Raw genomic sequence first — 20,911 nt, 5'->3', positions numbered from 1 at the left:
TCAGCGGGCCACAGCGCGGGGAGAACGGTCGAGCAGCGGCAGTACGGCGGTGCCGAGCAGCTCGACGCCGCCGTCGTCGGTGAGCCCGTGCGGCGTGCCGAACTCCACGCGGCGCACCCCCGCGTCGATGAGCGCCTGGGCCTGCGCGGCGACCCGCTCCGGGTCGCCGGAGAAGGCGAACAGGTCGAGCAGGTCGTCGGGGATCAACCGCCCGGCGTCCACGTGCCGCCCGGCGTCGACAAGCTCCTTCACCCGGGCCAGCAGGTCGGCGGGAACCTCGGCGGTCGGGTCGAGGTCGGCGACGACCGCGAGATACATGGCGACCTCGGTGCGGGCCTTGGCCCGTGCGGCCGCCCCGTCGGTGTCGACGACGGTCACCGCACCGAAAACCAGGCCGATGTCCTCGGGGTCGCGTCCCGCCCGCGCGGCGCCGTGCCCGACCCGCCCGCGGATCACCGGGACCATGGCCGGGTTGGCGCTCCCGCCGACCTTGATCTCGTCGGCGATCCGCCCGGCCAGCGCCGCGCCCTTCGGCCCCCACGCGCCGAGCAGCAGCGGCGGACGTGGCCTGTGCACGGCGTAGCGCAGCGCGGTGCCCGGGGCGAGACGGAACATCTCCCCCTCGAACCCTTCCCGGTCCCCCGCCAGCAGCAGATAGACCACCTTCGCCGCCTCGGCGAGCGCGGTCAGCGGCCTGGGCTGGGCGATACCGACCGCGCCGAGCCAGGTGCCCCGGGCCAGCCCGAGGTAGGCCCTGCCGTGCGAGGCCAGGTCGAGGGCCGCGAGCTGCCCCGCGATCTCGTACGGCGCCGCCGAGTAGGGGTTGAGACAGGCCGCGCCGAGCCGTACCCGCTCGGTGGCCGCCGCCATCTCCAGCAGCGGGAAGATCGGCGGCTGGTACATCAGGTCGCCGAACACGCTCAGCACGTCGAAGCCGTGCTCCTCGGCACGGCGCGCGAGCCTGGCGTAGTCGCCCGCCCGCTTGTCGCTCTGCAGGCCGAGGCCGATCTCGGCAGCGGTCATCGGGACTCCTCAGGTCAGGTCGGCGGAGTTCATCCGGCGGCGGCGGGTCCGCTCGACCCGCATCACCAGCCGCTCCTCGGGGTCGGGGCAGGTGAACAGGGAGTCCTGGGCCAGCCAGTCACCCGCGGCGAGGTCGCGCTGCTTGGCCGCGAGGAACGGCAGGACCGAGGCGAGCGCGTACACGCAGAAGTGCTTGCCGTCCGGCAGCCGCAGGTGCGCGCTGTTCTCCAGCTCGAAGCAGTCGCCGACCTCCATCCCGCAGACGGACCTGCCCTCGATCCGGTCGACCACGACCCGCAGGTCGTACAGTTCCATGTCACCGTCTTCCACGGCGCCTCCTTCAGGATCCGAGCAGTTCGGAGTGGTGGTGCACGATGAGCCACTCGCCGCCCGTCCGCCGCAGCACGTCGGTCACCCGGCTGTACTCGGCGGGACCGTCGGACGGCTCGGCGACGAGCACGTAGCGGGCGACCCCGGTGTCCCCCCACGCGTCGATCCGCTTGTCCTGCGCGCACAGCCGGGCCAGGGCGGGGCGGGCGCCGGAGCGGTCGCGCTCCTCACGATAGGCGTCCAGCTCGGCGCGGGTGCGCAGCGGCCCCGGCAGGTGGCTCTCCCAGGTGGTGACCTCGGCGTGCAGGTGGCCGTCGAAGCGTTCACGGTCCGCCTGAAGGAACGCGTCGTACATGTCGTCGATGCCCGCGGCGATCGCCTCGGCATCGGTCGCAGCATCGGTCGTCGTGTCGGTCACGCTGGCGGTCACGGTGGAGGTCACGGTGGAGGTCCTCGTTTCGGGCACGTCGGCGGCGTGGTTCGGGGCGTCAGACATGGGTTCCCTCTCCGGCCCTGTCGTCGCGGACGACCCGGCCGCCCTTCATCACCCAGCGGATCGTGCGGAAGGCCGAGGTCGCGGCCAGCGGGTCGGCGTCCATGGCGACGAGGTCGGCGTACCGCCCCGGCTCGACGGTGCCGATGTCCTGGTCGGCGCCGAGCCAGCGCGCCGGGCCGAGGGTGCCCGCGTACAGCGCGCGGGCCGGACCGAGGCCGCCCTCCGACATGTACTCCAGCTCCCGCACCGTCGCGCTGGTCCCCTCGAAGTCCCAGAACGGCGGCATGTCGCTGCCGAGCAGCACCTCGACGCCCGCCGCGAGGGCCATGGCGTAGCTCTCCAGATGCCGGGGGCCCGCCCCGAGGGAACGGCACTGCATCCACTCGGGCACGCCAAGCTCGTCGAAGAACTCCTTGCACCTGGTGACGAGCAGGGTCGGCACCAGGGCGGTACCGCGCTCGGCCATCCTCGCCACGACCTCGGGGGTGAGCTGGTAACCGTGCTCGACACAGTCGAGGCCCAGCTCGACGGCCTCGGCGATCACCGAGGCGGGACCGGCGTGCGCCGTGACCTTACGTCCCCAGGCGTGCGCGGTCGCGATGACGGCGGCCATCTCGTCGGCGAAGAGCTGCGGGGTTTCGATGCGCTCGTGCTCCCCGGCGATCCCGCCGGAGATCATTACCTTGATGAGGTCGGCGCCCGCCTTGACCTGGGTGCGGACACCGCGTCTGAACCCGTCGGCGCCGTCGCACTCCAGGGTGTCCGACCCCTCGTGGCCGTGGCCGCCGGTGCAGACCAGGGCCTGTCCCGCGGTGAAGATGCGCGGCCCCGTCGCCATGCCCGCCTCGATGGCGCGGCGCAGGGCGAAGTCGGCGTGGTCCTTCTCCGCGACGCACCGCACGGTGGTGACGCCGCAGTGCAGGGTGCGCCGGGCGCCGTCGGCCATGTAGAGGGCGAGTTCGTGGGAGGTGAGGCCCTTGACGCTCTCCCCTCCCCTGCCCGGCAGCGACAGCGACAGATGGGTGTGCATGTTGACCAGGCCCGGGGTGACGTACGCGCCGCCCAGGTCGATCTCGGTCGCGCCCTCGGCCTGCCGTACGACCTCCTCGCGGGGTCCGGCGAGCACGATGCGATCCCCCCTGACCAGCACGGCCGCGTCGGTGACCGGCTCAGCGCCGTCAGCGCCGTCAGCGCCCTCCGCGGCCCTGCCGTCGGCCACGGTGCAGTTGACGATGACGAGGTCGTTCATCGCCCGTCCTCCATGGCGGCCCCGCCGGGCCGGAGCGCCGGGTGACGGAAGGAAACGGGTGATCCCGGGCCGTCCGGGCGAGCGAAGGCGGGCATGGCAGTCCTCCAGAGGCCGCGAGGGAACAGGCCGTGGGGTGGGCGGCTCGTCTCCTGTGACGGCCCACCTGACCTGCCTATGCCGTTTGTTCTATCAGACATGAGTTTCATGAACAAGAGATGACCCCTGTTCACCAGCGGAATCGCTGCTGGTAACGGATATCGATCACTCCACACACCGGCTCCCCAGGAGTTGTTCACCGAATTTCACAGAGGCGTCAGGCGGAGGCGCCCGGCGCCCTCCGACGACGCGCCGTCCCCCGCCGGATGCTCGGCACCACACAAAAGCCGGATGCTTGGCACCACGCAAAAAGGGCAAGCGGCTAACACAGGGACTCCCGACCGGGAAGGACTCGCACACATGACCAAGCGGCAGAGGGTCGCCGTCGTGGGAGGGGGGTTCGCGGGCTTCACCGCGGCACGCGCCCTTTCCAGGATCGCCAGAGGCGCGATCGAGATCGTCCTGATCAACCCGACCGACTACTTTCTCTACCTGCCACTGCTGCCCGAGGTCGCGGCCGGAATCCTCGACCCCCGCAAGGTCGCGGTCCCGCTGTCCGGCAGCTGCCCCGGAGTGCGGCACCTGCTGGCCACCGTGAACTCGGTCGACGTGCGCAACAGGCGGCTGCGCTGCACCGACGCGGACGGCGGGCGGCGTGACCTCGGCTACGACCGCCTGGTCCTCTCCGTCGGCAGCGTCAACAAGCTGTTGCCCATCCCGGGAGTCGCCGAGCACGCGCACGGTTTCCGCAGCCTCGCCGAGGCCCTCTACCTGCGCGACCACCTCATCCGCCAGATCGAGCTCGCCGACGCCTCCGACGATCCGCGGGAGCGGGAGGCGCGCTGCACGTTCGTCGTCGTCGGCGCCGGGTACACCGGCACCGAGGTCGCGGCGCAGGGGCAGTTGCTGACCCTGGACGTGCACCGGCACAGGCCCGGCCTGCGCGACCGGCCGATCCGCTGGATCCTGGCCGACCTGGCCCCGCGCATCCTGCCCGAGCTGGACGAGCGCCTGTCACGGACCGCGCACCACACCCTGGCGGAACGCGGGGTCGAGGTTCGCACCGGCACCAGCGTTGCCGAGGCGACCTCGGACGGGGTCAGGCTGTCCGACGGGGAGTTCGTACCGACCCGCTCGCTGATCTGGTGTGTCGGCGTACGGCCCGACCCCCTGGTGGAGTCGCTGGGGCTGCCGACGGAGAAGGGCAGGCTGCTGGTCGACGAGTACCTCAACGTGCCGGGCCACCCGGAGATCTTCGCCTGCGGGGACGCGGCGGCGGTGCCGGACCTGACCAGGCCCGGCGAGTACACCGCGATGACCGCCCAGCACGCGAGCCGCCAGGGCACACGCGCCGCGCACAACGTCGCCGCCTCGTACGGCAGGGGCGAACGCGAGCCGTACAGGCACCACGACCTCGGGTTCGTCGTCGATCTCGGCGGGCTCAAGGCCGCGGCGAACCCGCTGGGCGTGCCGCTGTCCGGCTTTCCCGCCAAGGTGGTCACCCGGGGGTATCACCTGCTCGCCGTACCGGGGGGCAGGGCGCGCATCGCGGGGAACTGGCTGCTGGACGCGCTGCTGCCGCGCCAGACGGTACAGCTCGACCTGGTGCGCGGACAGGCGGTCCCCCTCGCCTGCTCCGCCCCGCAGGACGACAAGAGCCAGGAGGACGGCAAGGAGCGGCCCAGCCGGACCGCCTCCCCTGCCGTCGGCGACCGGAGGCGTGGCATCAATTAAATGACCAAATAAGGAGATCTGGTCAAACTTCTACGACGCCGGGGGCGGAGCCATGGAGCAGCGGGCCAGAAAAGCGGGACGCCCTCCCCGGGACGCCACCCACCGGCTGGAACGCGCGCACCGCATCCTGGACACCACCGCCGACCTGATCCTGCGCTGGGGATACGACAAGACCACCATCGAGGACATCGCCCGGCGGACCGGGATCGCCAAGGGCACGATCTACCTGCACTGGCGGACGCGCGAGGAGCTGTTCGCCGCGCTGCTGCGCCGGGAGCGGGCCGAGATGCTCTCCGAGGTACGGCGGCGCGCCGAGGACGGCCCCGGCAGGCTCGGCGACCTGCTCGGGCTGCTCGCCTCCGAGCTGATGAGCAGGCCCATGATGCGGGCGAGCGTCCTCGGCGACTCGGAGGTGCTGGGCAAGCTCGTCCACGTCAAACGCGACGGCGAGGCGGGCGACGAGCTGCGCACGGGCCTGGGGGCCTACCTGGAGACGCTGGCGGAGCACGGAGGGGTGCGGACCGACCTCTCCCCCGCGGATCGGGTGACCTCACTCGTCTCCGTCCTCTACGGATTCCTGATCGTCTCCCGGATGCTGCCGCGGGACTACCGGCCGCCGGACGAGCGGCTGGCGGAGCTGCTCGCCGCACGTGAGATGCCCCGGGAGACCGCGGAGGAGATCCGCGAGGCGTACGCGCGGCTCGGCGAGGACGTGCCGGTCGCCGTGCGCTCCTCCGCGACGGCGGAGGACCTTCCCGGGATGTCGTTCGCCGGGCAGCAGGACACCTACCTCAACGTGCGGGGCGACGGCCTGTGCGCGGCGGTCAAGCGCTGCTGGGCCTCGCTGTGGACCGCGCGCGCCATCGCCTACCGGGCGGGAAACGGCGTGCCGCACGAGGACGTGGCCCTGGCGGTCGTGGTCCAGGAACTGGTGCCCGCCGACGCGGCCACGGCGGAGGAACTGGCCCGGCTGTGGGAGGAGGAGCTGCTGCCGTACTTCGTCGAGGCCTGCCAGGTGCTGGAGGCCGCGGGACGCCAGGGCGGCGGCTCCCTGGTCTGGACTCGCGACAGGCTGCGCCGGATGGTGGGCGAGATCGACGCGGAGACCATGCTCACCGGAGCGGGCTCGGACGGGGAGCTGGCCAGTCTCGGGCCGATCATCGGCCTGGGGAGGCTCGCCAGGGGCGAGATCGACCGGGAGGAGTTCGCCCGCGACTACGGGCACCGCGGCGCGCACGAGTTCGAGGTCTCCATCGCCAGGCCCGGTGAGGACCAGGGGTGGATCGACGCGCAGCTGGCGAGCCTGTCCGATGGCAGGCACCGCGCCGACACGCTGTTCGCCCGCCGGCGGGAGGCGAGCGAGGCGGCGTGGCGGCGGTTCGAGCGGCGCGACCCCCGCAAGGCCGCGAAGACGCGGCTGCGGGTGCACCGGTGGAACGGGATCGTCCGCGACCGGGAGACGACCCGCTCCGAGGTGATCCGCGCCTTCTGGGCGCTGCGCGCCTTCGTCCGGCGCGCCGGGGAACTCACCGGTCACGGCGACGACCTGTTCTTTCTGTCGATCCAGGAGACCGTCGCCGTGCTGCGCGGTGACGAGAGGCCGCCGGCCGAGGTCGCGGTCAGACGGGCGACCTACGAGCGGTACGCGGCCCTGCCCGCCTACCCCACGCTGATCGTCGGCCACTTCGACCCGGTCCGCTGGGCCGCCTCCCCCGACCGGCGCGGCGACATCTTCGACGCCAGGGGCAGCGCTCCGGTGAGCGAGACGGTTACCGGCTTCGCGGGCGCGCCCGGCGTCGTCGAGGGCGTGGCCAGGGTCATCGCGGGCCCCGAGGACGGCGCCCGGCTCGCCTCCGGCGAGATCCTGGTGACGACGCTGACCAACATCGGCTGGACCCCGATGTTCCCCCGCGCCGCCGCCGTCGTGACCGACATGGGCGCGCCCCTGTCACACGCCTCGATCGTCGCGCGCGAGCTGGGCATCCCCGCGGTGGTCGGCACGGGGAACGCCACCATGCGCCTGCGCGACGGCGACAGGATCAGGGTCGACGGCGAGCGCGGCACGGTCGAGCTCCTGAGCCCCTCTTACTCGTCCCCGAGCCAGAGGTCGGGGCCGAAGACCTCGTAGTGGATGTCGCGGGGCGCGACCCCCGCCCCGATGAGCTGGGAGCGCGCCTGCCGCATGAAGGGCACGGGACCGCACAGGTAGGCGACCGCCCCCGGAGGAACCTCGACACCGGTCAGGTCCATCCGTCCTTGGCGGGCGCCGTCCCCGGCCCCCTCCTCGTACCACAGGACACTCCGCGCCGTGGGCAGCGCCCCGACGAGTTCCTCGGTGTCCCGGCACAGCGCGTGGCCGTCCGGGGAGCGGTCGGCGTGCAGCAGCAGGACATCGCGCGCCGACCCGGTGGCGACGAGGTTCTCCAGCATCGCGGTGATCGGGGTGCAGCCGATGCCCGCGGAGACGAGCACGATCGGGGAGTCGCCGTCCTCCAGGGTCACCTCGCCGAACGGCGCGGACAGGGTCAGTTCGTCGCCGACCCGCACGGTCTCGTGCAGCAGGGTCGAGACCTCGCCCTGCGGGGTTGCGCCGCCGCGTACCCGCTTGACGGTGATCCGCCGGAGCCCGTCCCGCTCACCGCCGGACAGCGTGTACTGGCGGAGCTGGTGCACACCGTCCGGCATCCGCACCCGGACGCTGACGTACTGACCGGCGAGCGCGGGCGGGACCGGTTCCTCGCCGAGCGGACGCAGCTGGAAGGAGACCACGTCGGCCGTCTCCTCCCGACGCCCGACGACACTCCACTGCCGCCAGGTGCGCCCCTCCTTCGCTCCGGCCTCCGCGTAGATGCGGGCCTCCAGGGCGATCAGCGCACCGGCCATCAGCCAGTACACCTCGTCCCACGCCTCCGCGACCTGCGGGGTCACCGCGTCGCCGAGCACCTCGGCGATGGCGCCGAAGAGGTACTTGTGCACGATGACGTACTGGTCCTGGGTGACGCCGACGGCGGTGTGCTTGTGCGCGATGCGGGCGAGCAGTTGGTCGGGACGCTCGTCCGGCCGCTCCAGCAGGGCGGTGGCGAAGGCGGCGATGGACCCGGCCAGCGCCCTGCGCTGCTCGCCGTTGGCCTGGTTGCCGCGATTGAACATGCCGTCGAGGAGTTCCGGGCGGTCGGCGAACATCGTGGCGTAGAACCGCGTGGTGATGGCGTCGAGCGAGGCGCCGACGACGGGCAGCGTGATACGGACGATCTCGGCGGACTCCGGGGAAAGCACGTGGCCTCCAGGTGCGGGGATGGAAGGGGACGGAGGGGTTAAATATGCATCTGATATGCAAATTAACGTCCGTACCCGCTCCCCGCTGAGAGCCGAAAGCCACCTTCCCTAGGGACGAAAGTCCTTCCCCGCGGACTGAGCCTTCTTCGCGGCCTCCTGCGCGGCCTCCTGCGCGGCCTCCTTCACCGGCCCGAGGAGGACGAGGGCGGGCCCGGTCGGCGAGGCGATCAGGGAGTCCACGGTGACCGAGTCGAGTGAGACGAAGAACGCCTCCCTGGCCTCGGCGAGCGCGGTGCGGAGCCTGCAGGCCGCCCGCAGCGGGCACGGCGGGTCGTCCTCACAACCGACCAGGTCGCCCCCGCCCTCCAGCTCACGGACGACGCCGCCGATGGACGCGTGCCGTCCCGTGCCGGTGAGCCGTAGCCCGCCTCCGCGCCCCCTCCTGGTCTCGACCAGTCCCAGCTCCCCCAGGCGCGCGACCGCCTTCGCCGCGTGCGTGTACGGCACGGCCAGCGCTCCGGCGACCGAACGAGTCGTGAGCAACTCGTCATCACGCGCCACGGCCAGCCGCATCACGATGCGGAGCGATATGTCGGTGAAAGCGGTCAGGCGCATGCTCTCACCGTAGGCCGTCTCCCGAGATCAACCGTATGGGGAAGCGATCCACCCCTCCCCTCGGCGGCATCGCCCCGCGCCCCGATCGCGTGAGCGCCCCCGCCCCGAAAAGCACGGGACAGGGGCGCTCACGCGGACGAGGCGGGGAACGCGTCAGCCGGTGAGACGGTCCCAGACCTCCCTGTCGCGCTCCGGGGTCCAGATGGCCGGAGCCTCGCCGTGCAGTTCCTCCCAGGCTCGCTGGGTGTCGAAGACCATCGCGTGCTCGAACACCGGCATCCCACCGTAGATCGGGAGCAGCGCCTCACGAGCCGCCACGTATGCCTGCTCGACGGTGCCACCGGCCGACTTGACCTTCTCGACCGCCGTCATCAGCGTGGTGAGAAACTCACGGGTGAGCTCGATGGCGCGCAACGAGGCCTCCCTGCCGTGCGCGATCTCACCGCGCCCGCCGACCAGGATCTCGATGTCGAGCGTTTTGACGCGGTCGAGCGTGGTGGTCATCCACTCCCGGTGGTAGGCGTCACCGGTGTAGACCGCCGAGCCGTTCTCCACCAGGTCACCGGCGAAGAACACCTTGGACTTGGGAACGTAGGCGTAGATGTCGCCCGAGGTGTGGGCCCTGCCCGTCCAGGCCAGCTCGACCGTTCCCCTGTCACCGCCCAGCTCGATCGACATGTGGTCGTCGAAGGTCAGCGTGGGCCAGGTGAGCCCGGGGATGCTCTCCTGACCGGCGAAGAGCCGGGGCATCCGGCCGAGCTCCACGGCCCAGTCCTGCTGGCCTCGCTCCGCGATGAGCCGCTTGGTCTCGGTGTGGGTGATGATCTCCTGCGCCTCGAAACCCGCGGCTCCCAGCACCCGGACCGCGTGATAGTGCGACAGGACCAGGTAGCGCACCGGCTTGTCGGTGTGCTCACGCAGCTGATCCAACCAGCGCCTGGCCATCACCGGCGTGGCCCGGGCCTCGAAACAGACGAGGAAGTCCTCGCCCTCGATCGCGCCCACATTCGGGTCTCCGCCGGTGGTGAGCGCGTAGACGCCGTCGGCGAGGACTTCCAGGGTCTCTGTCTTCTCCGCCGTGTCGCTGGTCGAGGCGAATGGCTTGGCCACGGTGTGCTCCTCTTGTTCGTGATCGTTCTCGGAAAACGCCGGTCTCGTCGGTGCGGGTGTCAGGCTTTGCGGAATCCGTCCAGGGCGTCGGCGTCCCACGCCATGCCGTGGCCTGGCCGGTCCGGCGGGGTCGCGACACCGCCGTCAACGGTCAGGGTCTCGGTGAGCACGTCGTCGATGAGCGGGAAGTGCTCAATGTAGGCGCAGTTGGGCACCGCGGCCGCCAGGTGAACGTGGAGCTCGGGCAGGAAGTGCGGGGTGAGCACGGCTCCGAAGACCTCGGCGACCGCGCTGATCCGAAGCCACTCGGTGACGCCGCCGACCAGGGGCACGTCGGGCTGCAGAACGGCCGCCGCCCCCGCGCGCAGGTAGTCGGCGAACTCGAACCGTCCGTGCAGGTGCTCGCCCACCGCGACGGGAACGCTCGTCTGGGCGGCGAGCCGCGCGTGACCGGCCAGGTCGTCGGAGGGCAACGGCTCCTCCATCCAGAAGACCGACAGCTCCTCCAGCCTGCGGGCGAGCCAGAGCGCGGTCGGCAGGTCGAGCCTCTCGTTGCAGTCGACCATGATCCGCACGCTGTCTCCAAGCGCCTCGCGGACCGCCCGCACCCGGGCCACGTCCTCCTCCGCCCTGCGGGCGCCGACCCGCAGCTTGACCGCGTCGTATCCCTCGGCCAGGTACAGTCGCGAGCCCTCGACCAGTTCGTCGACCGTCATCTGGTGGGTCGACCTGCCGCTGCCGTAGACGGGCACGACGTCGGTGTGCGCGCCGATGAACCGGTACAGCGGCAGCCCGGCACGGCGGGCGCGCAGGTCCCAGACCCCGATGTCGGCCGCGGACAGGGCGGGCAGCGCCATGCCCCGTCCCAGGCGGCGGGTCGCGGCGGCGATCTCGTGCCAGCGCCTGGGCCACTCGTCGAGCGGGGCGCCCACGGCCCTGTCCCTGACAAGACCGGTGAGCAGGGCGTAGAGGCCCTCGGCGCCACCGGTCAGCGCGTAGGTGAAGCCGGTGCCCGTCGCGCCCTCGTCGTCGGAGACGGTGACGTGCAGCAGATCCACCTGGGTCGCGCCCGAGCCTCCGCGGCCCGCGCCCAGCGGGATCCGTGCCCAGGTCGTGCTCAGGTCGGCGATACGTGGACGGCTCACAGCACCTTCTCCGTCCAGCCGATCAGGGCGTCCGCCATGATCTCGGTCAGCTCGGGCTGGCCGTTGAGATAGTGGCGGCCGCCTTCGACGGGGGTGAGGGCCTTGTTCTCGTGCGGCACCGCGTCGTAGAGCTGGCGGGCGTGGGAGGGGAAACACGCCTGGTCCGCGGTGCCGTAGATGACGTGAACCGGCACGTCGACCGTGGCCAGCCTGGCCGGGCCGTCCCCGTTGGAGGTGCGGATGGACCACTGTGACAGCCACGAACGCAGGCTGGTCAGGTGTCCGAGCGTGGTCGGCTGCAGGTTGGCGGTGTGGGGTTCGCCCCACAGCGTGCCCCGCGCCCTGTCGGACGGATCGATGGACAGGTCCGTGTTACGGGGGTCCGCGCAGGTGGCGTGCACCGTCAGCGGCAGGTCGGTGACCCTGCCCCCGGTCTGCTCGGCCAGCAGCTCCAGCCTGGCGACGACCCGGTCGGTGATCCGCTCGTTGCGGTCGCGCTGCGCCCGCCGGTAGCGGGCCAGCCAGTCGGCGTCGTACGGCGGACCGTTGCGGGGATCGAACATGTCCAGCTCGGCGTCGCGGTCGAACGGGTCGTCCTCGTCGCGCACCGCGGGGTCGAGCCACTCGACCAGCAGGTTGGCCCTGCCGGGATGGGCCATCAGCATCACCAGCGCGTCCGCGGGCGGCAGGTACGCCTTCGTCAGGTCGGGGCCGCCGCCGTACGGGGAGGAGGTGATGGTGGGGTTGCGCGCCTGCTCCTGGTAGAGCGCCACCAGGCCCCCGCCGCCCGAGTTGCCGACCAGCACCACCCGCCGGTACCCCTCCCCTCGGAGATGGGCGACGACGGAGGCGATGTCCAGCACGCAGTTCTCCAGCAGCAGGACCGAGTCGTTGCCGAGGTAGCGAGTCGTCATGGCGACGGCGTCCACCCCGCGCGCGGCCCAGGCGTCCAGCGCGTAGTGGCCGAGGAAGTTCGACGACGGGTGGAGCACCACGACCGCCACGTCGGCCAGTCTGCCGGGGTTGGCCCGCACCCGGGAGCACCACAGCACGCCCGCCATCCTCGCCACCCCGGAGTAGACCTCTGAGGCCACGGCCGCTGTCCCTATCGGAACCGTGAGGAGTTCCCGCTCACCCATGTCCTAATCGTTCCTTCCACTTCGTGAATCGTCGCGTTTCGCCTGGCAGAGGGCATCGGCCCGGAGTCCGGGCGGGGCACGGAGGCTTCGCGGCGAGTCACCGATTAACGGTTGCCGTAACCATTTATCGAATTTTGCTCACTGTAGCGCACTCCCCCGGCGCACACCCCTCCCCCCGGCCGCCGATTTCGCGACCGGCCTTGACAGCGGCCCCGGTCGGTTCCGACGATGCGTCTGCGGGATAGCGCAAAATACGAACACAACAACCGACTATCGGTTACGGAGGTAGCATGGCTACCGAGTCACAGTTGCCCTCGCTCAACGAGATCCTCGCGGCCAAGGCCGCGTCGGTGCAGCGGCCAGAGGAGGCCAAACAGGCCATCAACGAGGCGTTCGCCGAGATCGAGGCCGCGGGCCTGGTTCCCGGCATCGAGATCGGGGAGAGTGCGCCCGACTTCGTCCTGCCCAACGCGGTGGGAGAGAAGGTCAGGCTCTCGGAACGGCTCGCGGAGGGACCCGTCGTACTGATCTTCTACCGCGGGTCCTGGTGCCCGTACTGCAACCTGGAACTGGCGGCCTATCAGAGGGCGCTGCCGGACTTCCAGGCGGCGGGAGCACGCCTGATCGCCGTGAGCCCCCAGGTTCCCGACGACGCGCTGTCGATGCAGCAGAAGCACAATCTCGCCTACGACGTGCTGTCCGACGTCGACCAGGAGGCCCTGAGCGCCTTCCGGATCCGCTTCGAGCTGCCCCCGGAGGTCAAACCCCACCTCCTCGACGAGACCGTCGCCTCGCTCGCCAGGCAGCAGCCCGACGGGCGATGGAGCCTGCCGGTGCCCGCGACCTTCGTCATCGACTCCGGGGGCGTCGTACGCGCCCGATACGTGTCGATGAACTACCGCACCCGGATGGAGCCCTCCGAGGCGCTCCGGGCCGTGCGGGACATCGGGGGAAACACCGCCTGAGCCCTCGCCCCGGATCCGCGGGCCCCTCGGGGCGGTGAACCGAACGGTTCACCGCCCCGCATCATTCCGGTTGCCGTTTGTACCGCCTCTTGACAGGCCAGATGGCCCAAAGCACGATAGTCGCACTGCATAACCGAATATCGGTTATCGATACTCTCTCTTCGCCGTCGTGTTCCGCCCCGATCCCCCACAGTCGACGTGACCTCTACTGCCCGGGCCGCGTGCGCCCAATGGACGCGCACCCCGCACCGGCACGAAAGGGGATGTATGCCCTCCCACAAGACCCGCCTCGCCGCCGCTCTGGGCGCGGCGACCCTGACGCTCACCACCCTCGGCGCCTGTTCGACCAAGACGGAAGAAGCCGCAACGGGTGCCTCCGGCGGCCTGGCCACCGGCCCCGGGGTCGACGACACGGCCATCAACCTCGGCATTCTGACCGACATCACCGGACCGTTCGCCGCCATCGACAAGCAGCAGAACCTGGGCGTACAGCTCTACTGGGACGCCAAGAACGCGGCCGGAGGGGTCTGCGAAGGCCGCAAGGTCAAGCTGGTCACCCGCGACCACAGCTACGACCCGCAGAAGGCGGTCTCGCTGTACTCGGACATGTCCGAGCAGGTGCTGGCCCTGCAGATCACCGTCGGTTCGCCGACCACGCTCGCGGTGCTGCCGAAACTGGAGCAGGACGGCATGCTCGCGGTGTCGATGGGCTGGTCACCGAGCCTGCGCGACAGCGCGTCCATCGTCATCCCCGGCACCACCTACGACATCGAGATGGTCAACGCGGTCGACTACCTGATCGACCAGAAGAAGCTGGCCAAGGGCGACAAGATCGGTTACATCTACCTCAAGGGCGACTATGGCGAGCCCGGCCTGAAGGGCGCGACCTTCGCGGCCGAGGCCCACGGCATGACGGTGGTCAGCCAGCAGATCGACCCCAGTGTCAGCGACCTGTCCGGGCAGGTGAAGCAGATGCGCGACGCCGGGGTCAAGGCGCTGTTCCTCAGCGCGGCGGGACGCCAGGTCTCCTCGGCGGTCGCGGTCGCCGACGTGGAGGGGCTGCACGTGCCCATCGTGGTCGCGTCGCCGGGCTTCTCCCCCGAATCGCTGTCCACCGCCGCGGGCAAGGCCATGGAGGAGCGCATGCTCGTGGTCAGCTCCGTGGCCCCGTTCTCCGGTGAGGGCACCGGACCGGCCAAGGTGCGCGAGCTGTACGCCAAGGCGGGCACCTCCTCCATCACTCCGAGCCTCTGGACGACGCTGGGGTACGGCGCGGCCAGCGTGATGGACCAGGCCATCACCCAGGCGTGCGCCAACAAGGACCTGACCCGCGCGGGCCTGTCCAAGGCATTCCGCCAGAAGGGAAGCTACGACACCGAGCAGACCACGGTGCCGCTGGACTTCTCCAAGCCCGGCCTCTCACCGTCTGCCCAGACCTTCGTCATGAAGCCCGCCAAGGACGCCGAGGGCGGCCTGAAGCTGGTGGAGAGCGGCTACACCGGCGCCGACGCGAAGACGTTCCTCGCGCGATGACCGAAGTCCGTTCAGGCGACCGCCTGCTGTCGGTGCGCCACGTCGCGGTGCGTTACGGGGACGCCGTGACCGCGCTGCGCGACGTCAGCGTGGACGTCCGCCCCGGCGGCATCGTCGCGGTGCTCGGCAGCAACGGCGCGGGAAAGTCCACATTGCTGCGCGCCATCTCGGGTGTCCTGGCCCGCCAGGCGGGCCGGATGACCGGCGGCGAGATCTGGTTCGACGACGCGCGCGTGGACGGGCTGGGAGCCGAGCGGCGGGTGAAGTCCGGCATCGTCCAGGTGCCGGAGGGACGCCGGATATTCCAGCGGCTCACCGTGGAGGAGAACCTTCGCGTCGGGCGCTACGGCAGGAAGGGAAAGCGCGACGGTGACCTGGACCGGGTCTACGGCCTGTTCCCCGTGCTCGGCGAGCGGCGCGGACGGACCGCGGGCCTGCTGTCCGGTGGCGAGCAGCAGATGCTCGCCATCGGACGGGCACTGATGGCGGAGCCTCGGCTGCTTCTGCTCGACGAGCCGTCCCTGGGCCTCGCCCCGAAGATCATCGATCGGATCGTGGATCTCCTCCGTGAGATCCACCGTCAGGGAACCGCGATGCTCATCGTCGAGCAGAACGCGGCGGTGGCACTGGAACTGGCCGACTACGCCTACGTCCTCGCCGTCGGCGAGGTCGCGATGGCGGGCCCCGCCGCCCGGTTGCGCGGCGACGACCGGGTCCGCCGCCTGTATCTGGGCGGAGAGGCGGAACAGGACCCCGGCGGCGCACCTCGACCGGAGGCCGGTGCCGGGCCGGGCGAGGTGTACGCCGAGCACACCGCATCCAATGCCGGACCCATGAGAGGAGATGCTCCATGACGGTTCGGGGAGCGCGGCTCCAGGTGCGCGACATCACAGTACGGTTCGACGGCGTGGTGGCACTGGACGCCGTCGCCTTCACCGCCGAGCCCGGTTCCATCCACGCGGTCATCGGCCCGAACGGAGCGGGAAAGTCCTCCCTGTTCAACGTGCTGTCCGGTATCTACCGACCGGCGCGGGGCAGCGTGCTGGTCGACGGCGAGGAACTGGTGGGCCGGGCGCCGCATCGGGTGGCGGCGCTCGGCGTCGGCCGAGCCTTCCAGAACGGCTCGATGTTCGCCGGGCTCACCGTGGAGGAGAACCTCCTGCTCGGCAGGCACCGCCTCGGGCGCGGCGGCGTGCTCGGGGCGGGGCTGCGACTCCCCCACGTCAGGCGCTCGGAACGGGAGTCACGCGCCAAGGTACGCGCCGTGGCCGAGTTCCTCGGAGTCGACCACCTTCTCCCGCTGCCCGCGGCCGAGCTGCCCTACGGCGAGGCCAAACGGGTCGACATCGCGCGGGCACTGGCCACGGAGCCCCGGCTGCTGCTCCTGGACGAGCCCGCGGCCGGCATGCACACCCACGAGAAGGTCGCCATCCGCGACACCATCCGCCGCATCGCCGCCGAGCAGGCCGTCACGGTGCTGCTCGTCGAACACGACATGGGATTGGTGATGGGCATCGCCGAGCAGGTGACCGTCCTCGACTTCGGGCAGGTCGTCCTGACCGGGCCACCGGAACGGGTTTCGACCGACGACCGGGTGATCGCCGCCTATCTCGGCCGTGCCGGTGCGGCCGAGAAGGAACGTTCCCGGTCGCGGGCCCGGCCCTCTCCCGCGCTCGAGGCCCCAGCGCCCGAAGCCTTCTCACCAGAGCCGCCGAAACCCTAGGAGCCGGTATCCATGACATATCTGTTCTCGATGCTGGTGGAGGGCGGGTCGATCGGTGCCGTTTACGCGCTGGTCGCGCTCGGCATCGTCGTCGTCTACAAATCCTCCTCAGTGGTCAACTTCGCCCAGCCGAGCCTGCTGATGCTGGGCACATACGTGGTCGCCAGCGCCCACAGCCTGCACGGCCTGCCGTTCTGGCTGGCACTCTCGCTGGGCGTCGCGGTCACCGCCGCGCTGGCGGTGCTGATCGATCGCGTGCTGATCAGCAGGTTCAGGAAGACCAACGCCGTGGTCGCCGCGAGCATCATGACCATCGGCCTGGACATCGTGCTGGTGACCGAGACCGACCGGCGCATCGGCTCGCAGATCCTCACCACGGGGGATCCCTGGGGGAACGACGTCACCAGGTTCCTCGGCATCGGTGTCGCGGAGGCGCGCATCGCCGCGCTGGTCATCGGTGTTCTGCTCCTGGTGCTCTTCCAGTTGTGGTTGCACCGCAGTGACTTCGGTGTGGCGATGCGGGCCACGGCGGAGGACCCGGAGACCGCGTCGTTGATGGGCATCAGGCTGGGCCGGGTCTCGGCGACCGCCTGGGGCATCGCGGGTGCTCTGGCCGTGTGCGCGGGGCTGTTCCTCGTGGCCTACCCCAGCCCGGGCCTGGACACCTCGGTCGAGGCGGTCGCCCTGCGCGCGCTGCCCGCCGCCATCATCGGCGGCCTGGACTCGACCGCGGGCGCCATCGCCGGCGGGTTGCTGGTCGGGCTCAGCGAGGTGCTGGTGCGGGGTTACGCGGAGCAGCTGGCCTTCCTCGGGCGGGGCTTCGAGGACGCGGCGCCGTACGTGCTGATGCTGGTGGTACTGCTGGCACGGCCCTCCGGTCTGTTCGGGCACAGGGAGGCGGTCCGTGTCTGACCTCAACCTGTCCGGCACGACCGTGTCCGGCCTCAGCCCGTCCGGTACCGTCGCGTCCGGTCCCTCTGTGCCCTCCGTCCCCGGCTCCGCCGTGAAGGGCGGGGCCGGTCCGGCACCGGGCGCCCGGTGGCGGCGACCTGTCGCGGCGCTCGGCGCGGGTGTGATCCTGTTCGCGATCCCGCTCTACGCCGACCGTTTCTGGCTCAACCTCGGCGCCTTCGCGTTCGCCGCGGCGGTGGGCGCCATCGGCCTGATGATCCTGCTCGGGCGGGTCGGCCAGCTCTCGCTCGCCCACTCGTTCTTCCTGGCGGTCGGGGCGTACGGCTACATCTGGCTGGCCTCTCCCGCGTCGGAGAGCACCTGGGGCCTGGGACTGCCGACGCTGCCCGCCGCAGTGATCGCCGTCGTGCTCGCCGGGCTCGCCGGGCTGGCCTTCAGCCCTCTCGCCGGGCGCCTCAAGGGCATCTACCTGGGAGTGGCCTCGCTGGCGCTGGTGTTCATCGGCCAGCACGTACTGTTCACGGCCGAGCCGCTCACCGGCGGCTACAACGGCCGCGAGGTGCCACCGCTGACGGTGGGAGCGTTCCAGGTCCTGGGGTCGGAGCCCGGACTGTCGCTGTTCGGCGTGCCGCTGCGTCAGGCGGAGCGCATGTGGTACACCGCGCTGATCGTCCTGATCCTGGCCACGGTCTTCGCCGTACTGGTACTGCGCAGCAGGGTGGGACGGGCGTTCGCGGCGATCCGCGACGGAGAGGTGCACGCCGCGGCACTCGGCGTGCGGGTGGCGCATTACAGATCTGTCGCCTTCACACTGTCCAGCGTGTACGCCGGGATCGCCGGGGTACTGCTCGCCCTGCTGTTCCAGCGGGTGGTCCCGGAATACTGGGACCTGATGCTGTCCCTGGAATATCTGGCGATGGTGGTGATCGGCGGCCAGGCCTCCGTGGCGGGCGCCGTCGCGGGCGCGGTGTTCGTCTCGTCGCTGCCCCTGCTGCTGCAGCGCTACAGCGACCTGGTGCCGGGAATGAGCGCGACCTCGGACTTCGGCCCCGCCTACGTCGCCCAGATCCTCTACGGCACGCTGGTGGTCGCCATCCTCTTCTACGAGCCCAAGGGGCTGGCGGAGGTGGCCCGCCGCGCGCGCCGGGCACTGGGGGGCCGGGCCGCGTCCACCCCCCGCTGAAGCCTGAAGCCCTGCTGAAGCGCTGCCTCGACTGAAGGCCTCCGACTAAACCCGTCCCAGTCGGAGGCCTTCAGCGCGAAAGGCCCTGTGGCGCAAAAAGCCACAGGGCCTGAAAGCGTGCGGGGGTCGCTCAGATGCCGATGCCGACACCGCGGGCCCAGGACCACGGATAGTCCGGATCCTCCGCCTCCTCCGCGCCCGGACCGAGGTCCAGCGGCCTGAAGGTGTCGACCATGACGGCGTACTCCTCGGTGCGGGTGGCCGACAGGCTCTTCTCCGCGCTGCCGGGCTGCGGGCCGTGGATGTAACCCGCGGGGTGCAGGGATATGGACCCCATCCCGACACCCGTGCCCGCCCTGCTCATAAAGTCACCGCCGCAGTAGAACAGGACCTCGTCCGAGTCCACGTTGGCGTGGTTGTAGGGCACCTTGACGGCCCCGGGGTGATAGTCGAACAGCCGGGGAACGAAGGAGCAGATGACGAAGCCCGGCCCCTCGAAGGTGACGTAGGTGGGCGGCGGCAGGTGCAGCGCGCCGGTCGAGGGGGTGTAGTCGCGGATGGAGAAGGCGTAGGGATAGTTGTAGCCGTCCCAGCCGACCACGTCGAAGGGGTGGTAGGCGTAGGCGTAGCGGGTGACGCCTCGGCGGTGCCGTACGAAGACCTCTGCGGGTCCCTCCGCCGACGTCAGCTCCTCGGGGCCGCGGATGTCGCGCTCGTTGTACGGCGAGCCGTCGAGGAACTGCCCGAAGGGCGACATGAACCGCTTGGGCGGCCGGATGTGGCCTCCCCCGCTGGCGGTCACCACGAACAGCCGAAGCTCGTCATCGACCTGCGCCCAACGGTGGGTGGTCGAGGTCGGGATCACCACATAGTCGCCCTCGCCGACCTCCAGCCTGCCGAAGGGGGACTCCAGTACGGCGGTGCCCGCCTCCACGTAGACCAGCTCGTCGCCCACCGCGTTGCGGTAGAGCGGGCTGTCACCGTCGGCCGCGACGTAGGAGATGGTCACATCGGAGTTGCCCATCAGCACCTGGCGGCCCAGGACCGGGTCCCCGCCCCGCTTGAGGTCGTGCGTCCGGAAGTGCCTGGGCAGCAGCGGGTCGTTGGCATGCAGGGCAACCGCGCCGTCCGGGTAGCTGTCCGCGGCCGTGATGACGGTCGGAAGGTTGCGGTGGTAGAGGAACGACTGAGTCCAGCTGAACCCCTCCTCCCCCTGCATCTCCTCGTGGTAGAGCTCGCCGTCCGCGCCTCGGAACTGGGAGTGCCGCTTTCGGGGAACCTCGCCGAGGCGTCTGTAGTAGACCATCGCCGCTCCAAGCGTGAGTTCTATTATCGGTTGCATAGACCGTATATCGGCGATCCTCGCGCACCCTTTGGGGCTTGTCAACGTCGTCGGGGTCCCCCAGCACAAAGAAGGCCCCGGAGCCGACGGGCTCCGGGGCCTTCTTCTCTGGCGCCTTGTCTCAGGCCAGCGACGCCTTGTCTCAGGTCAGCGCGAGGGCGATACCGTTCGCCAGGGCGATCACTTCGCGGGCGAGGGACTTCTCGTCGTGCTTGCGCTCCTTGGGGATCACCACACCGACACTGGCGTCACACCAGCCGTTGACCAGGATCGGTGCGGCGATCCCGGTGAAGTTCGGAACCAGCTCACCGGTGGTCACGACGTAGCCCTGACGGCGACCCTGAACGACCTTGTCGTCCTCCCCCTGCACCGGGGGACGACCGGCCAGGATGGCGATGCCGGTGGCGGCGGTGCCCAGCGGGTGTCGCGAGCCGGTGCGCAGGCCGATGTGGAAACTGGCTCGCTTGGGCTCAACGGAGGCCAGGGTGACCGCGCCGTCCCCGTCGGCGACGTGCATGACGGCGGTGGCGTCGAGCCGCTCCGCGATCTCGGTCAGCAGCGGCCCCGCGACCACCAGGAGGTTCTGTGAGACATGGCGGGCCAGGCTGAACAGCCCCATGCCGAGCAGGTAGCGCCCCTCACGGTTACGGCGGACGAATCCCCTGCGCAGCAGGGTCACCAGCAACCGCGCCGCGATGGAGCGGTGCACGCCGAGCCTGGCCGCGGCCTCGGTCGGCGACAACCCCTCGTCCGCGTCCGCTTCCGCCAGGATTTCGAGCAGGCGCAAACCACGGTCGAGAGTCTGAGCGATCTCACCCGGTTTTGCTGCTTCCTCGGCCACGGTGTCACTCCCCAGAGACAGGGCGGCGCACTTTCTGACCGCCAGTCAAAAATCGGCGTATGCGATCGATTATCGCCCTTCACGCCCGCCAATGCCAATACGGCCGTCCGCGCGCCTCCATGATCGCGCACCCCGCTCCCCGGTGCACCCAAAGCAAGCACACCGTCCCTTTCATCCCCTCCACCCCTTGCAGTCCGGC

The 20,911-nt window shown here is 70.7% G+C and carries 19 protein-coding genes and 2 pseudogenes; 10 read left to right on the top strand and 11 right to left on the bottom strand.

The window, feature by feature from the left end:
- From AB0395_RS01705 to AB0395_RS01690, 4 genes are read right to left on the bottom strand one after another with little or no spacing between them, the layout of a single operon-like run.
- Positions 1 to 1,023, bottom strand: coding sequence for an LLM class flavin-dependent oxidoreductase (locus AB0395_RS01705; protein ID WP_366275984.1), 1,023 nt, complete (start codon positions 1,021 to 1,023; stop codon positions 1 to 3).
- 9 nt (positions 1,024 to 1,032) lie between these two features.
- The gene (locus tag AB0395_RS01700) at positions 1,033 to 1,353 is read right to left on the bottom strand and encodes a TIGR04076 family protein (RefSeq protein WP_366275983.1); all 321 of its coding nucleotides are present in this window, start codon (positions 1,351 to 1,353) and stop codon (positions 1,033 to 1,035) included.
- Positions 1,354 to 1,363: 10 nt separating this feature from the next.
- Complete coding sequence (locus AB0395_RS01695) at positions 1,364 to 1,849, bottom strand: DUF4440 domain-containing protein (protein ID WP_366275981.1); 486 nt, start codon at positions 1,847 to 1,849, stop codon at positions 1,364 to 1,366.
- Entirely contained in the window at positions 1,842 to 3,098 is a 1,257-nt protein-coding gene (locus tag AB0395_RS01690; RefSeq protein ID WP_366275980.1) for an amidohydrolase family protein, read from the bottom strand. The genes AB0395_RS01695 and AB0395_RS01690 overlap by 8 nt, the downstream gene beginning before the upstream one ends.
- A gap of 456 nt (positions 3,099 to 3,554) precedes the next feature.
- Here AB0395_RS01690 and AB0395_RS01685 point away from each other — a divergent pair, with 456 nt between their 5' ends.
- From AB0395_RS01685 to AB0395_RS01670, 4 genes and pseudogenes are all read left to right on the top strand, one after another.
- Positions 3,555 to 4,928 carry an NAD(P)/FAD-dependent oxidoreductase gene (locus AB0395_RS01685; RefSeq protein WP_366275979.1) on the top strand — a complete coding sequence of 458 codons (1,374 nt, stop codon included), beginning with the start codon at positions 3,555 to 3,557 and terminating at the stop codon, positions 4,926 to 4,928.
- A 52-nt stretch (positions 4,929 to 4,980) separates the two neighbouring features.
- Positions 4,981 to 5,181 (top strand): annotated as a pseudogene (locus tag AB0395_RS01680) (helix-turn-helix domain-containing protein); the annotation flags it as partial.
- A gap of 339 nt (positions 5,182 to 5,520) precedes the next feature.
- Positions 5,521 to 5,877: pseudogene (locus AB0395_RS01675) on the top strand (PEP/pyruvate-binding domain-containing protein); the annotation flags it as partial.
- A gap of 132 nt (positions 5,878 to 6,009) precedes the next feature.
- Positions 6,010 to 7,056: a PEP-utilizing enzyme gene (locus AB0395_RS01670; protein WP_366276219.1), complete on the top strand. Its 1,047-nt coding sequence runs from the start codon at positions 6,010 to 6,012 to the stop codon at positions 7,054 to 7,056.
- Here the strand turns inward: AB0395_RS01670 and AB0395_RS01665 are convergent.
- The 5 genes from AB0395_RS01665 to AB0395_RS01645 form a co-directional block, all read right to left on the bottom strand.
- Entirely contained in the window at positions 7,014 to 8,204 is a 1,191-nt protein-coding gene (locus AB0395_RS01665; protein ID WP_366275977.1) for a globin domain-containing protein, read from the bottom strand. The two genes, AB0395_RS01670 and AB0395_RS01665, sit on opposite strands and share 43 nt — an antisense overlap.
- Positions 8,205 to 8,312: 108 nt before the next feature.
- Entirely contained in the window at positions 8,313 to 8,819 is a 507-nt protein-coding gene (locus tag AB0395_RS01660; RefSeq protein ID WP_366275976.1) for an Rrf2 family transcriptional regulator, read from the bottom strand.
- A gap of 153 nt (positions 8,820 to 8,972) precedes the next feature.
- Positions 8,973 to 9,929 (bottom strand): MBL fold metallo-hydrolase, encoded by a 957-nt coding sequence (locus AB0395_RS01655; protein WP_366275975.1) that lies wholly within the window; start codon positions 9,927 to 9,929, stop codon positions 8,973 to 8,975.
- A gap of 59 nt (positions 9,930 to 9,988) precedes the next feature.
- Positions 9,989 to 11,074, bottom strand: coding sequence for a mandelate racemase/muconate lactonizing enzyme family protein (locus AB0395_RS01650; protein ID WP_366275974.1), 1,086 nt, complete (start codon positions 11,072 to 11,074; stop codon positions 9,989 to 9,991).
- A complete protein-coding gene (locus AB0395_RS01645) occupies positions 11,071 to 12,213 on the bottom strand; it encodes an alpha/beta hydrolase (protein ID WP_366275973.1) in 1,143 nt (380 codons plus the stop codon). The genes AB0395_RS01650 and AB0395_RS01645 overlap by 4 nt, the downstream gene beginning before the upstream one ends.
- Positions 12,214 to 12,503: 290 nt before the next feature.
- Here AB0395_RS01645 and AB0395_RS01640 point away from each other — a divergent pair, with 290 nt between their 5' ends.
- The 6 genes from AB0395_RS01640 to AB0395_RS01615 all read left to right on the top strand — a co-directional run bounded on the left by AB0395_RS01640 (position 12,504) and on the right by AB0395_RS01615 (position 18,529).
- A complete protein-coding gene (locus AB0395_RS01640; protein ID WP_366275971.1) occupies positions 12,504 to 13,178 on the top strand; it encodes a peroxiredoxin-like family protein in 675 nt (224 codons plus the stop codon).
- A gap of 267 nt (positions 13,179 to 13,445) precedes the next feature.
- Positions 13,446 to 14,711, top strand: a complete 1,266-nt coding sequence (locus AB0395_RS01635) for an ABC transporter substrate-binding protein (protein WP_366275970.1) — start codon at positions 13,446 to 13,448, stop codon at positions 14,709 to 14,711.
- Positions 14,708 to 15,565 carry an ABC transporter ATP-binding protein gene (locus AB0395_RS01630; RefSeq protein ID WP_366275968.1) on the top strand — a complete coding sequence of 286 codons (858 nt, stop codon included), beginning with the start codon at positions 14,708 to 14,710 and terminating at the stop codon, positions 15,563 to 15,565. The genes AB0395_RS01635 and AB0395_RS01630 overlap by 4 nt, the downstream gene beginning before the upstream one ends.
- Positions 15,562 to 16,434, top strand: coding sequence for an ABC transporter ATP-binding protein (locus AB0395_RS01625; RefSeq protein ID WP_366275966.1), 873 nt, complete (start codon positions 15,562 to 15,564; stop codon positions 16,432 to 16,434). The genes AB0395_RS01630 and AB0395_RS01625 overlap by 4 nt, the downstream gene beginning before the upstream one ends.
- Positions 16,435 to 16,446: 12 nt before the next feature.
- Positions 16,447 to 17,346, top strand: a complete 900-nt coding sequence (locus AB0395_RS01620) for a branched-chain amino acid ABC transporter permease (protein WP_366275965.1) — start codon at positions 16,447 to 16,449, stop codon at positions 17,344 to 17,346.
- On the top strand, positions 17,339 to 18,529 hold the full coding sequence (locus AB0395_RS01615) for a branched-chain amino acid ABC transporter permease (protein WP_366275963.1): 1,191 nt from the start codon (positions 17,339 to 17,341) through the stop codon (positions 18,527 to 18,529). The genes AB0395_RS01620 and AB0395_RS01615 overlap by 8 nt, the downstream gene beginning before the upstream one ends.
- Before the next feature lie 130 nt (positions 18,530 to 18,659).
- Here the strand turns inward: AB0395_RS01615 and AB0395_RS01610 are convergent, their stop codons facing one another.
- Positions 18,660 to 19,835, bottom strand: coding sequence for a homogentisate 1,2-dioxygenase (locus AB0395_RS01610; RefSeq protein WP_366275962.1), 1,176 nt, complete (start codon positions 19,833 to 19,835; stop codon positions 18,660 to 18,662).
- A 178-nt stretch (positions 19,836 to 20,013) separates the two neighbouring features.
- Positions 20,014 to 20,712 carry a helix-turn-helix domain-containing protein gene (locus tag AB0395_RS01605; protein ID WP_366275960.1) on the bottom strand — a complete coding sequence of 233 codons (699 nt, stop codon included), beginning with the start codon at positions 20,710 to 20,712 and terminating at the stop codon, positions 20,014 to 20,016.
- Between the last annotated feature and the right edge of the window lie 199 nt (positions 20,713 to 20,911).

Source organism: Streptosporangium sp. NPDC051023 (genome assembly GCF_040689595.1).
Lineage (GTDB): Bacteria > Actinomycetota > Actinomycetes > Streptosporangiales > Streptosporangiaceae > Streptosporangium.
This window is presented reverse-complemented; position numbering and strand designations above follow the sequence as displayed.